The organism is Microvirga vignae (genome assembly GCF_001017175.1).
GTDB classification, from domain to species: Bacteria; Pseudomonadota; Alphaproteobacteria; order Rhizobiales; family Beijerinckiaceae; genus Microvirga; species Microvirga vignae.
Genome location: NZ_LCYG01000042.1, coordinates 103,747 through 116,774, shown reverse-complemented (window position 1 = coordinate 116,774; position 13,028 = coordinate 103,747). Strand labels below are relative to the sequence as shown.

The window sequence follows — 13,028 nt, the reverse complement described above, 5'->3', positions numbered from 1 at the left end:
AAAACAATGGCTCAGTTCACTCTTCCCAAGAACTCCAAGTACACCGAAGGCAAGACCTGGCCGAAGCCGGCCGGGGCTTCCAACGTCCAGGAATTCCGCATCTACCGCTGGAACCCGGATGACGGCGCCAACCCGCGCATCGACACCTACTACATCGACCGCGACGATTGCGGCCCGATGGTTCTCGACGCGCTGCTCTGGATCAAGAACAATGTCGACTCGACGCTGACCTTCCGCCGCTCCTGCCGCGAAGGCATCTGCGGTTCCTGCGCTATGAACATCATGGGCGGCAATACGCTGGCCTGCACGCTCGGCATCGACGATTGCGGATCGGATTCGATCAAGATCTATCCGCTGCCGCACATGCCGGTGCTGAAGGATCTGGTGCCGGATCTCACGAGCTTCTTCGCCCAGCACGCCTCCATCCAGCCCTGGCTGCAGACAGAGACGGCGGAGCCCGAGACCGAGTGGCGTCAGACTCCCGAAGAGCGCTCCAAGCTCGACGGACTCTACGAGTGCATTCTCTGCGCCTGCTGCACCACCTCCTGCCCGAGCTACTGGTGGAACGGCGACCGCTTCCTGGGTCCGGCGGCTCTGCTCCAGGCCTATCGCTGGCTCATCGATTCCCGCGACGAGGCCACCGGCGAGCGTCTGGACAACCTGCACGATCCGTTCCGGCTCTATCGCTGCCACACGATCATGAACTGCGCCAACACCTGCCCCAAGGGCCTGAACCCGGCAAAGGCCATTGCCGAGGTAAAGAAGATGATGGTGGCTCGCGCCGTCTGACCGGACTAAAAGCCTAGCGCAACGCTGGTGCTTTGGTGTAACACTCCGGGCGTGACCTTCTGGCTCACTCCCGGAGTTTTTCATGCCTGCTTGTCCTGCCTATTTGGGGTGCTCGGCGCCGCTGACTTCCGGGATGATTGCTTGCGCGACCGCCTCGGCTTGACTCGTTCCCGATCTCTGCCATTTCACGGTAGCCGCGACGACCTTCCTGGAAAGACAAAAGCAACCTGCTGCAATGATCGACATGAAACGACGTGCTTATGCTCTGACTGCCACCCTGTGCGCCGCTCTGGCGCTCAGCGCATGCTCCTCCACGCGACTGGGCGGATCCCCGGTGCGCAGCGCCGCGGCTCCCGCTCCTGCGCCTATCGAGGCGGTGCCGTCCGGACCGGTCGAATCGGCGCCGCTGGCTCCCATCGAAGGCCAGGCCCTGCCGCCGATCGCCGGGTCGACCGCTCCCCTTGCTCCCGGCCTGACGCCTCCCGCAGGCGGAACGGACGTTGCAACTCTGCCTCCGGCTCCGGCGCCCGCTCCCGCGGCTCCGGCAAGCCGCACCGCCATGGTCGGCAACTGGACGGTCCGGAATGCCGCAGGCTCGTCCTGCCGCATCCAGCTGTCGAGCTCGCCCGCACTCGATCTCTACCGCGCCTCGGCCTCGGGCTGCTCCAACCAGGATCTGTCGAAGGTGAATGCCTGGGATTACCGCGACGGCGAGGTTTATCTCTACCAGACCGGCGGCTCGGTGGCGGCGCGTCTGCGCGGCTCACCTTCAGCGCTCTCCGGCGTGATCGCCAAGTCCGGCGCTCCGCTGTCGCTGTCGCGCTGAGCGTCGGACACCTACAAGCGCATTGCTCTTGGTCAGGTGGAACGGTATCGGTTGATCCGTGACCAATACCTTCCACTCTCCACAATCCATCACCGCCCGCTACGATGCGCTTGTGTCCTCAGGCGTGATCGAGCGCGATCCCGCGCAGGTGAAGCTGCTCCGTCAGCTCGAAGCGCTTGCAGAAAACCTCGGCAACTATCGCTTGGCGCGCAAGCCCAGTGCGCTCGGTTGGCTGTTCAGCAAGAAGAATCCCGCGCCGCCGAAAGGGCTCTATGTCTGGGGCTCGGTGGGGCGCGGCAAGACCATGCTCATGGACCTGTTCTTCGAGGCGCTGCCGGTCAGACGCAAGCGCCGGGTCCATTTCCATGCCTTCATGGCGGATGTGCATGAGCGCATCCACGAATTCCGGCAGAAGCTGAAGACCGGCGCGGTGACAGGCGACGATCCCATTGCGCCGGTGGCCGAAGCCCTGGCGCAGGAAGCCTGGGTGCTGTGCTTCGATGAATTCACGGTCACCGATATCGCGGACGCGATGATTTTGGGCCGCCTGTTCACGGCGCTCTTCGCGCATGGGGTCGTGGTGATCGCCACCTCCAACGTGGAGCCGCAGCATCTTTACGAAGGCGGCCTCAACCGCGCGCTCTTCCTGCCCTTCATCGCTCTGCTGCAGGAGCGGATGAACGTCGTGAAGCTCGAATCCCGCACGGATTTTCGTCTCGAAAAGCTGGCGGGAAGCCCCGTCTTCTACACGCCCGCCGATGAGAGCTCTCATGTGGCGCTCACGCGGGCCTTCAAGAGCCTGACCGGTCATGAGCATGGCAAACCGATGGCGCTGACCGTGAAGGGTCATCCGGTCGAGGTGCCGCAGGCAGCCTCCAGCGTGGCACGTTTCTCCTTCGAGGACCTCTGCTCGAAGCCCCTCGGAGCTGCCGATTACCTCGCCATCGCCGATGAGTTCGAGACCGTCATTCTCGAAAACATTCCGAAGATGACCTTCGAGCGCCGCAACGAGGCGAAGCGCTTCATCATGTTGGTCGATGCGCTCTACGATGCCAAAGTGAAGCTGCTCGCCTCCGCCGAAGCCGAGGCGCCGGACCTCTATCACGCCGATAGCGGGCGCGAGGCCTTCGAGTTCGACCGCACGGTCTCACGTCTCATCGAGATGCGCTCGGAGGAGTATCTCTCCCTGCCCCATGGACGCGAGGAATCCGGCAGCTCTGAAGGGCTGGTCGAGACATGAGAAGGCCCCGCGGCGGCATCCAGCGGATCGGGGAGGTCGATGCACCGGCCGACAGCCGCCTGCTTGCCATTGCTGCCGACCAGCTCAAGCGCTTCGGGCCCAGGCATGTGACGGTGGTGAGCATCGCCGATGCCGCCGGCATGACCCATGCGAATGTGTACCGCTATTTTGCCTCCAAGGCCGCGCTCATCGATGCTGTGGCGGGCCAGTGGCTTCGGCGGCTCGAGGCGACCATCGCAGAAATCGCGGATTCTCCAGACCCCGCCGACGACAAGCTGGAGCGCCTGATCCAGGCCTGGGCACGTACCCACCGAGAACTCTTGAAGGAGGACCGGCACCTTTTCGACGTCTACTGCTCTGCAACCGAGACCTCGCGGGCGCTCGTTCGGAAGCACCGGTCCCGGATGAGAGTGCTGATCGAACGGGTGCTGGACGAAGGCATCGTCACGGGCAAGTTCGACCCTCGGGACCGGGAGAGGGCGCTCGCCTTCATCAGCGATGCAGTTTATCGCTTTATCAATCCTTTGACGGTAAGGCTCGATGCGGAGGTGCCCCAGGACATCCTGGATCAGCGCTTGGCGGCCATGATCCGGGTTATCCTCAGGTCCCTCGAAATCGGCTCCGTCTAGGCTAAGTTACATTTCTATAAAAATGTAACAGGAAAATTTGCCGCAAGAACACGGATCTAAACTCCTGAAAAAGCAGAGCTATTCTGAAACGGTCAAGCTGCCGGCTAATCCCAAAGGGCTTCGAAGCCTTGCTGGTTAACCTTTTGCTGGCTTGAAGCAGGCCCATTTCTGAGTCAAACAGCGCCACCTCTTATAAGGCGCTAGCCTGAACAACACCCAAGGACAGACCATGGCCCGGAAAAAGATCGCGCTCATCGGTGCAGGCCAGATCGGCGGTACGCTGGCTCATCTCGTCGGCTTGAAGGAACTCGGCGACGTCGTTCTCTTCGATATCGCCGAAGGCATTCCCCAGGGCAAGGGCCTCGATATCGCAGAATCCGCACCGGTCGACGGTTTCGACGCCAAATACAAGGGCGCGAACGACTACGCCGCCATCGAAGGCGCTGACGTGATCATCGTCACCGCCGGCGTGCCGCGCAAGCCCGGCATGAGCCGAGACGACCTCATCGGTATCAACCTGAAGGTCATGGAAGCTGTCGGCAACGGCATCAAGCAATATGCCCCGAACGCTTTCGTCATCTGCATCACCAACCCGCTCGATGCGATGGTGTGGGCGCTTCAGAAGTTCTCCGGCGTGAGGCCTGAGAAGATCGTCGGCATGGCCGGCGTTCTGGACAGCGCCCGCTTCCGTCACTTCCTGGCTGAAGAGTTCAACGTATCGGTCGAAGACGTGACCGCCTTCGTGCTCGGCGGCCACGGTGACGACATGGTGCCGCTCGTTCGCTACTCCACTGTTGCCGGCATTCCGCTGACCGACCTCGTGAAGATGGGCTGGACCTCCCAGGAAAAGCTCGATGCCATGGTCGAGCGCACCCGCAAGGGCGGTGGCGAGATCGTCAACCTGCTCAAGACGGGTTCGGCCTTCTACGCTCCGGCTGCTTCCGCCATCGCGATGGCCGAGAGCTACCTGAAGGACAAGAAGCGCGTTCTGCCTTGCGCCGCTTACCTCAACGGCCAGTACGGCGTGAAGGACATGTTCGTCGGCGTTCCGATCGTGATCGGCGAGAACGGAGTGGAGCGCGTTGTCGAAGTGTCGTTCTCGGGCGAAGAGAAGGCCATGTTCGAGAAGTCGGTCGCTTCCGTGCAGGGCCTCGTGGACGCCTGCAAGCAAATCAATCCGGCCCTTGCTTAAACACTGCACGTCATGGCCGGCCTTGTGCCGGCCATCCACGTCTTTAACCGCCACGCCGCCAAGGCATGGATGCCTAGGTCGATCCCGGGCATGACGGAGAGGAAAACACATGAACATCCACGAATACCAAGGCAAAGCCATTCTGAAGGAGTTCGGTCTGCCCGTCTCCAATGGCGTCGCCATCTTCTCCGCCGACGAGGCGGAAGCCGCTGCCAAGCAGCTCGGTGGTCCGCTCTGGGTCGTGAAGTCCCAGATCCATGCAGGTGGCCGCGGCAAGGGCAGGTTCAAGGAAGCCGAAGCCGGCGAGAAGGGCGGCGTGCGCCTCGCCAAGTCCGTCGATGAGGTGAAGGAATTCGCCAAGCAGATGCTCGGCAAGACCCTCGTTACGATCCAAACCGGCGAAGCCGGCAAGCAGGTCAACCGCCTCTACATCGAGGACGGCTCCGACATCGCGCGCGAGCTCTATCTCTCCATGCTCGTCGATCGCGCTACGGGCCAGGTCGCTTTCGTCGTTTCGACGGAGGGCGGCATGGACATCGAGCAGGTCGCTCACGACATGCCTGAGAAGATCCTCACCTTCTCCGTCGATCCGGCCACCGGCATCATGCCCCATCACGGCCGTACGGTCGCCAAGGCGCTGGGCCTCACCGGTCCGCTCGCCAAGGAGGCCGAGGATGTGGTCACGAAGCTCTACACGGCCTTCACTGCGAAGGACATGGAGATGCTCGAGATCAACCCGCTGATCGTCACGAAGGACAATCACCTGAAGTGCCTCGACGCCAAGATCTCCTTCGACGGCAACGCTCTCTACCGTCACCCTGACGTGGTCGGCTTACGCGACATCACGGAAGAGGACGAGAAGGAAATCGAGGCCTCCAAGTTCGACCTCGCCTATATCGCTCTCGATGGCACCATCGGCTGCATGGTCAACGGCGCGGGCCTCGCCATGGCGACCCTCGACATCATCAAGCTCTACGGCGAGGAGCCGGCGAACTTCCTTGATGTCGGCGGCGGCGCGTCGGAGGAGAAGGTCACGGCCGCGTTCAAGATCATCACGGCCGACCCGAACGTGAAGGGCATCCTGGTCAACATCTTCGGCGGCATCATGAAGTGCGACGTCATCGCGCGCGGCGTTCTCGCTGCGGTGAGGGCCGTCGGCCTGCAGGTTCCGCTGGTGGTGCGCCTCGAGGGCACGAACGTCGAAGAGGGCAAGAAGATCATCCGCGAATCCGGCCTCAACGTGATCCCGGCCGACGACCTCGACGATGCCGCCCAGAAGATCGTGAACGCCGTGCGCGGCGGAAAGTAAGGTTTCGAGCTGATGTCCATCCTGATTGACAAGAACACCAAGGTCATCTGCCAGGGCTTCACCGGCAAGAACGGGACCTTCCACTCCGAGCAGGCCATCGCCTACGGCACCAAGATGGTCGGCGGGACCTCGCCCGGTAAGGGTGGCTCCACGCATCTCGGCCTGCCCGTTTTCGACACGGTCATGGAAGCACGCGAGAAGACCGGCGCCGATGCTTCGGTTGTCTACGTTCCGCCGCCGGGTGCTGCCGACGCCATCTGCGAGGCGATCCAGGCCGAGATCCCGCTCATCGTCTGCATCACGGAAGGCATCCCGGTGCAGGACATGGTGCGCGTGAAGCGCGCCCTGTCGGGCTCCACGTCGCGCCTCATCGGCCCGAACTGCCCCGGCATCGTGACGGCGGGTGAATCGAAGATCGGCATCATGCCGGCCAACATCTTCCGTCCAGGCTCGGTCGGCATCGTGTCGCGCTCCGGCACGCTCACCTACGAAGCCGTGTTCCAGACCACGAACGAAGGCCTGGGCCAGACCACCGCTGTCGGCATCGGCGGCGACCCGGTGAAGGGCACCGAGTTCATCGACATGCTCGACATGCTCCTCTCTGACCCGAAGACCGAGTCGATCATCATGATCGGCGAGATCGGCGGCTCGGCCGAGGAAGAGGCTGCCGAGTTCATCGCCCGCGAGGCCAAGAAGGGCCGCAAGAAGCCGATGGTCGGCTTCATCGCTGGCCGCACGGCTCCTCCCGGACGCCGCATGGGCCACGCTGGTGCGATCATCTCCGGCGGCAAGGGCGGCGCGGAAGACAAGATCGCCGCCATGGAGGCCGCGGGCATCCGCGTGTCCCCGTCCCCGGCACGACTGGGCAAGACCCTGGTCGAGGTTCTCAAGGGTCAATAACGAAAAAGGGCCGCCTCGGCATCGGGGCGGTCAATCACCTTTTGGATTGTAGATTGCCATGGCACGCCAAGACGCCAACGAAAACTTCCTGAACACCGCTTTCCTCTATGGGGCGAACGCCTCCTATATCGAGGAGCTTCACGCTCGTTACGAAAAGGATCCGAGCTCGGTGGATGCCGAGTGGCAGGCCTTTTTCGGCGCGCTGAAGGACGACAAGCAGGCTGTCGAGAAGGCGGCCAAGGGCCCCTCCTGGGAAAAGCCGAACTGGCCGGTCCACGCCAATGGCGAGCTGATTTCCGCGCTCGACGGCAACTGGGCCCAGGTCGAGAAGGCCGTCGGCGACAAGATCAAGGCGAAGGCAAAAGACAAGGGCGCCGAGATCAGCCAGGCTGACGTGCAGCAGGCAACGCGCGATTCTGTACGCGCTATCATGCTGATCCGCGCCTATCGTGTGCGTGGCCATCTTCATGCGAAGCTCGATCCGCTCGGCATTAATCCGCGCCCGAGCGATGAGGAACTGCATCCCTCCCATTACGGCTTCACGGAAGCCGATTGGGACCGCAAGATTTTCCTCGACAACGTGCTCGGTCTCGAATTTGGCACGATCCGCGAGATCGTCGCGATCCTCGAGCGCACCTATTGCCAGACGCTCGGCGTCGAGTTCATGCACATCTCCGACCCTGTCGAGAAGGCATGGCTGCAGGAACGAATCGAAGGTCCCGATAAAGAGATCACCTTCACCAAGGAAGGCAAGCGCGCCATCCTCAACAAGCTCGTCGAGGCCGAAGGCTTCGAGAAGTTCCTCGATCTCAAGTACACCGGCACGAAGCGCTTCGGTCTTGATGGTAGTGAGTCGCTGATTCCGGCCCTCGAGCAGATCATCAAGCGCGGCGGAAACTTGGGCTGCAAGGAGATCGTGCTCGGCATGGCCCACCGCGGCCGCCTCAACGTTCTGACGCAGGTGATGGGCAAGCCGCACCGCGCGCTGTTCCACGAATTCAAGGGCGGCTCGTTTGCTCCTGACGACGTGGAAGGCTCCGGCGACGTGAAGTACCACCTCGGTGCTTCCTCCGACCGTAACTTCGATGGCAACAATGTCCACCTTTCGCTCACCGCGAACCCCTCCCACCTCGAAATCGTCGATCCCGTGGTGCTCGGCAAGGTGCGCGCGAAGCAGGACCAGCACGGCTGCACGGCAGACAACCGCACTGCGGTGATGCCGCTCCTCATCCATGGTGACGCGGCCTTCGCGGGCCAGGGCGTGGTGGCGGAGTGCCTCGGCCTCTCGGGTCTTCGCGGTCACCGCACGGGCGGTTCGATCCACTTCATCATCAACAACCAGATCGGCTTCACCACCGATCCGCGCTTCTCGCGCTCCTCGCCCTATCCGTCCGACGTGGCGAAGATGGTCGAGGCTCCGATCTTCCACGTGAATGGCGACGATCCCGAAGCCGTGGTGTTCGCGGCGAAGGTCGCCACCGAGTACCGTCAGCGCTTCCAGAAGCCTGTCGTGATCGACATGTTCTGCTATCGCCGCTTCGGTCACAACGAAGGCGATGAGCCGTCGTTCACGCAGCCGCTGATGTACCGGAAGATTCGGTCACATCCGTCCATCACTGAACTCTACTCCAAGAAGCTCCTGACCGAGGGCGTCGTGACCGAGGCCGAGTTCGAGGAGATGAAGAACAGCTGGCGTTCCAAGCTCGACGCCGAGTTCGACATCGCCGCCAACTACAAGCCCAACAAGGCCGACTGGCTCGATGGCCGTTGGTCGGGCCTGAAGGCCGTGCGCGAGGATCAGGACGATCCGCGTCGTGGCCAAACGGGTGTGCCGGTCGAGACGCTCAAGCGCATCGGTGATGCGCTGACCTCGGTTCCGGAGGGCTTCCACGTCCACCGCACGATCCAGCGCTTCCTCGACAACCGCAAGAAGATGATGGAAACGGGCGAAGGTCTCGACTGGGCTATGGCCGAGGCACTCGCCTTCGGTTCGCTCCTGCTCGAAGGCCATCGTGTGCGTCTCTCCGGTCAGGATTGCGAGCGCGGCACCTTCTCACAGCGCCACTCGGTTCTCACCGATCAGGAGAACGAGGAGCGTTACACGAACCTCAACCACATCGCTGAGAATCAGGCCCGTTACGAGGTCATCAATTCGATGCTCTCGGAAGAGGCGGTGCTCGGCTTCGAGTATGGCTACACCCTCTCCGAGCCCAATGCGCTGACCCTTTGGGAAGCTCAGTTCGGCGATTTCGCCAACGGTGCGCAAGTTGTGTTCGACCAGTTCGTTTCGTCGGGCGAACGCAAGTGGCTGCGCATGTCGGGCCTCGTCTGCCTTCTGCCGCACGGCTATGAGGGCCAGGGTCCCGAACACTCCTCCGCTCGTCTCGAGCGCTATCTGCAGATGTGCGCCGAGGACAACATGCAGGTGGGCTACTGCTCGACGCCAGCCAACTACTTCCACATCCTGCGCCGTCAGCTGAAGCGCGACTTCCGCAAGCCGCTGATCCTGATGACACCGAAGTCGTTGCTGCGTCACAAGCGCTGCACCTCGACGCTGGCGGCGATCTCGGAAGGCACGCACTTCCACCGCGTCCTTCAGGACGATGCGCAGACCGGCCGTGACGGCATCAAGCTGGTGAAGGACGACAAGATCCGGCGCGTGGTGGTCTGCACGGGCAAGGTCTATTACGATCTGCTCGAAGAGCGCGAGAAGCGGGGCATCGAGGATGTCTATCTGCTGCGCGTCGAGCAGCTCTATCCGTTCCCGGCGAAGTCGCTGGCTGCGGAGCTCTCCCGCTTCAAGAAGGCCGACGTGGTGTGGTGCCAGGAAGAGCCCAAGAACATGGGCTCCTGGACCTTCGTCGAGCCCTATCTCGAATGGGTGCTCAAGACCGCTGGCTCCAAGGTGGACCGTCCGCGCTACGTGGGCCGACCCGCCTCTGCCGCCACCGCCACCGGCCTGATGTCCAAGCATCTCGCCCAGCTGCAGGCATTCCTCGACGAGGCTTTCGCGGCGTAAGGACCGCGAAGGCTCTCATCCTTTCCCCGGGCTTACAAAAGCCCTGAAAAGACTAGAACGATCATGGCAACCGAAATCCGCGTACCCACTCTCGGCGAATCCGTTTCAGAGGCCACCATTGGCCGCTGGTTCAAGAAGCCCGGCGATCCCGTGAAGGCAGACGAGCCCGTGCTCGAGCTCGAGACCGACAAGGTCACCCTCGAGGTCAACGCTCCGGCGAGCGGCACCCTCGGCGATATCATCGCCAAGGACGGCGAGACGGTCTCTCCCGGCGCGGTGCTCGGCTCCGTGATCGAAGGCGGCGCTGCTGCTGCTGCTCCCGCCGCTGCTCCCAAGACTGAGGCTCCGAAGGCTGCTCCGGCGCCAGTTGCTGCCGCTCCGGCACCGGCTGCTCCGGGCGCTGCGAAGGATCACGGCCCGGCCGTGGCGCGCCTCGCTGCCGAGAGCGGCGTCAGCCCTGCAGGCGTTGCCGGCACGGGCAAGGATGGCCGCGTGACGAAGGGCGACATGCTTGCTGCGATCGCCACCGGCGGCGCTGCCGCTCCCGCACCTGCCGCGCCGGTATCCGTGCGCGCTCCGTCCGCTCCGGTCGATGCCGAGCGCGAAGAGCGCGTGAAGATGACGAAGCTGCGCCAGACCATCGCACGTCGTCTGAAGGATGCTCAGAACACCGCCGCCATGCTCACCACGTTCAATGACGTGGACATGAGCGCAGTCATGTCGCTGCGGAGCCAGTACAAGGACGTGTTCGAGAAGAAGCACGGCACGAAGCTCGGCTTCATGGGCTTCTTCACCAAGGCCGTGATCCAGGCTCTCAAGGAGCTGCCGGCGGTGAACGCCGAGATCGACGGCACGGACATCGTCTACAAGAACTACTACCATATCGGCATTGCCGTCGGCACCGAGAAGGGCCTCGTGGTTCCGGTGGTGCGCGACGCGGACCTGCTCTCCGTTGCCGGCATTGAGAAGACCATCGCCGATTTCGGCAAGCGCGCCCGTGACGGCAAGCTCGGCATCGAGGAGATGCAGGGCGGCACCTTCACCATCACCAACGGCGGCATCTACGGCTCGCTCATGTCGACCCCGATTCTCAACGCGCCGCAATCGGGCATTCTCGGCATGCACCGCATCGAGGAGCGTCCGGTGGTCCGCAACGGCCAGATCGTTGTGCGCCCCATGATGTATCTCGCGCTCTCCTATGATCACCGCATCGTCGACGGCAAGGAAGCCGTGACCTTCCTCGTGCGCGTCAAGGAAGCCCTGGAAGATCCGGCTCGCCTCGTTCTGGATCTGTGATCGATAGATCAAGAATGCCAGATAGTCGTTCTAGAGAGGACATGTTCGAGGATCTCAAGGAGTTCCTCGGACGTGTTCCAGCTGTGAGCGTCCTGGGCCATCAGATTCATGAGGATGGTTCTTGGAGCATCAAGCTTGATATTGACATCGATCACGAGTTCGCTTGGCACGTTGTTCAAGAGCTTGCGTTCGTGCTCAACTACATCTCGCTAACAGAACGCTTACCCACTGTTTTCAAACCAGTTTCTCCACCGCCTTATCTCAATGGTGGGCCGCGTGGGTATCTTAGCTGGGTTATAGAGGCTGAAAAATCAGCGGCACCAAAAACGATCAGACAAGAGCTCGAAGGGCGAATGCCAAGACCTGTCGATGATCTATCCCAATGGGGAAATGGTGACGAATAGACGGTAACGGAGAACTCAATGTCCTACGATCTCATTGTCATCGGCACCGGCCCCGGCGGCTATGTGGCTGCCATCCGCGCCGCGCAGCTCGGCCTCAAGACCGCCGTCGTCGAAAAGCGCAAGACCCATGGCGGCACCTGCCTCAACGTGGGCTGCATTCCCTCGAAAGCGCTGCTCCATGCCTCGCACATGTTCGAGGATGCACGTGATCACTTCGAGGGTCTCGGCATCGGCGTCAGCGCGCCCAAACTCGATCTGAAGAAGATGCAGGCCTTCAAGCAGGAGGGTGTCGACGGCAATACCAAGGGCGTCGAGTTCCTGCTGAAGAAGAACAAGATCGACGCCTTCATCGGCACCGGCCGCATCGCCGCCGTCGGTCAGGTGGAAGTGACCGCCGAAGACGGCTCCAACCAGCTGCTGCAGACGAAGAACATCCTCATCGCCACCGGCTCGGACGTGACACGTCTGCCCGGCATCGAGATCGACGAGAAGGCGGTGGTCTCCTCCACCGGCGCGCTCGAACTCGAGAGCGTGCCGAAGCGCCTCGTGGTCATCGGCGCGGGCGTGATCGGCCTCGAGCTCGGCTCCGTGTGGCGTCGCCTCGGTGCTGAAGTCACTGTCGTCGAATATCTCGACCGCATCCTGCCCGGCATGGACGGCGAGATCGCCAAGAACTTCCAGCGCATCCTTTCCAAGCAGGGCTTCCAGTTCAAGCTCGGCGCGAAGGTCACCGGCGTTCAGACGACCAGTAAAAGCGCGACGCTCACCTTCGAGCCTGCCGCGGGCGGCGCTGCCGAGACCCTCGAGGCCGACGTCGTGCTCGTGGCCATCGGCCGGGTGCCCTACACGGAAGGCCTGGGGCTGGAGCATGTGGGCGTACAGAAGGACAATCGCGGCCGTGTTCTGACCGACGCGCATTTCGCCACGAATGTCACCGGCATCTATGCCATCGGCGACGTGATCGCAGGCCCGATGCTCGCGCACAAGGCCGAGGACGAGGGCGTTGCCGTCGCCGAGATCCTCGCCGGCAAAGCGGGCCACGTGAACTACGACGTGATCCCGAGCGTCGTCTATACGTTCCCCGAGGTCGCTTCGGTCGGAAAGACCGAAGAGGAACTCAAAGGTGCGGGCATCGCCTACAACGCCGGCAAGTTCCCCTTCACGGCGAACGGCCGCGCGAAGGTGAACCGCACCACGGACGGTTTCGTGAAAATCCTCGCGGATGCCGCCACCGACAAGGTGCTCGGCGTGCACATCATCGGCCCCGAGGCCGGCAACCTCATTCACGAGGCGGCCATCGCCATGGAGTTCGGTGCATCGTCTGAGGACATGGCCCGCACCTGCCACGCGCATCCAACCCTTGCGGAAGCTGTGAAGGAAGCCGCACTCGCAGTGGAGAAGCGCGCCATCCATATGTAATATGG

11 protein-coding genes are annotated in these 13,028 nt (G+C 62.6%); all 11 read left to right on the top strand.

Annotated elements, in window-relative coordinates:
* The first annotated feature begins 6 nt into the window (after positions 1-6).
* The 11 genes from AA309_RS16530 to lpdA all read left to right on the top strand — a co-directional run bounded on the left by AA309_RS16530 (position 7) and on the right by lpdA (position 13,023).
* On the top strand, positions 7-789 hold the full coding sequence (locus AA309_RS16530) for a succinate dehydrogenase iron-sulfur subunit (RefSeq protein ID WP_047190114.1): 783 nt from the start codon (positions 7-9) through the stop codon (positions 787-789).
* A gap of 244 nt (positions 790-1,033) precedes the next feature.
* Entirely contained in the window at positions 1,034-1,615 is a 582-nt protein-coding gene (locus AA309_RS16525) for an AprI/Inh family metalloprotease inhibitor (protein ID WP_047190253.1), read from the top strand.
* Between the two features lie 58 nt (positions 1,616-1,673).
* Positions 1,674-2,855, top strand: a complete 1,182-nt coding sequence (zapE, locus tag AA309_RS16520; protein WP_047190113.1) for a cell division protein ZapE — start codon at positions 1,674-1,676, stop codon at positions 2,853-2,855.
* A complete protein-coding gene (locus AA309_RS16515) occupies positions 2,852-3,484 on the top strand; it encodes a TetR/AcrR family transcriptional regulator (RefSeq protein WP_047190112.1) in 633 nt (210 codons plus the stop codon). The genes zapE and AA309_RS16515 overlap by 4 nt, the downstream gene beginning before the upstream one ends.
* 229 nt (positions 3,485-3,713) lie before the next feature.
* Positions 3,714-4,676 (top strand): malate dehydrogenase, encoded by a 963-nt coding sequence (gene mdh / locus AA309_RS16510; protein ID WP_047190111.1) that lies wholly within the window; start codon positions 3,714-3,716, stop codon positions 4,674-4,676.
* A gap of 109 nt (positions 4,677-4,785) precedes the next feature.
* Positions 4,786-5,985 carry an ADP-forming succinate--CoA ligase subunit beta gene (sucC, locus tag AA309_RS16505; protein ID WP_047190110.1) on the top strand — a complete coding sequence of 400 codons (1,200 nt, stop codon included), beginning with the start codon at positions 4,786-4,788 and terminating at the stop codon, positions 5,983-5,985.
* 12 nt (positions 5,986-5,997) lie between these two features.
* Positions 5,998-6,885 (top strand): succinate--CoA ligase subunit alpha, encoded by an 888-nt coding sequence (gene sucD, locus AA309_RS16500; RefSeq protein ID WP_047190109.1) that lies wholly within the window; start codon positions 5,998-6,000, stop codon positions 6,883-6,885.
* A gap of 58 nt (positions 6,886-6,943) precedes the next feature.
* Complete coding sequence (locus tag AA309_RS16495; protein ID WP_047190108.1) at positions 6,944-9,904, top strand: 2-oxoglutarate dehydrogenase E1 component; 2,961 nt, start codon at positions 6,944-6,946, stop codon at positions 9,902-9,904.
* Between the two features lie 63 nt (positions 9,905-9,967).
* Positions 9,968-11,200 carry a 2-oxoglutarate dehydrogenase complex dihydrolipoyllysine-residue succinyltransferase gene (gene odhB / locus AA309_RS16490; RefSeq protein ID WP_047190107.1) on the top strand — a complete coding sequence of 411 codons (1,233 nt, stop codon included), beginning with the start codon at positions 9,968-9,970 and terminating at the stop codon, positions 11,198-11,200.
* Positions 11,201-11,241: 41 nt separating this feature from the next.
* The gene (locus AA309_RS33190) at positions 11,242-11,604 is read left to right on the top strand and encodes a hypothetical protein (RefSeq protein WP_200902000.1); all 363 of its coding nucleotides are present in this window, start codon (positions 11,242-11,244) and stop codon (positions 11,602-11,604) included.
* Positions 11,605-11,622: 18 nt separating this feature from the next.
* On the top strand, positions 11,623-13,023 hold the full coding sequence (gene lpdA, locus AA309_RS16485) for a dihydrolipoyl dehydrogenase (RefSeq protein ID WP_047190106.1): 1,401 nt from the start codon (positions 11,623-11,625) through the stop codon (positions 13,021-13,023).
* Positions 13,024-13,028: the final 5 nt, after the last annotated feature.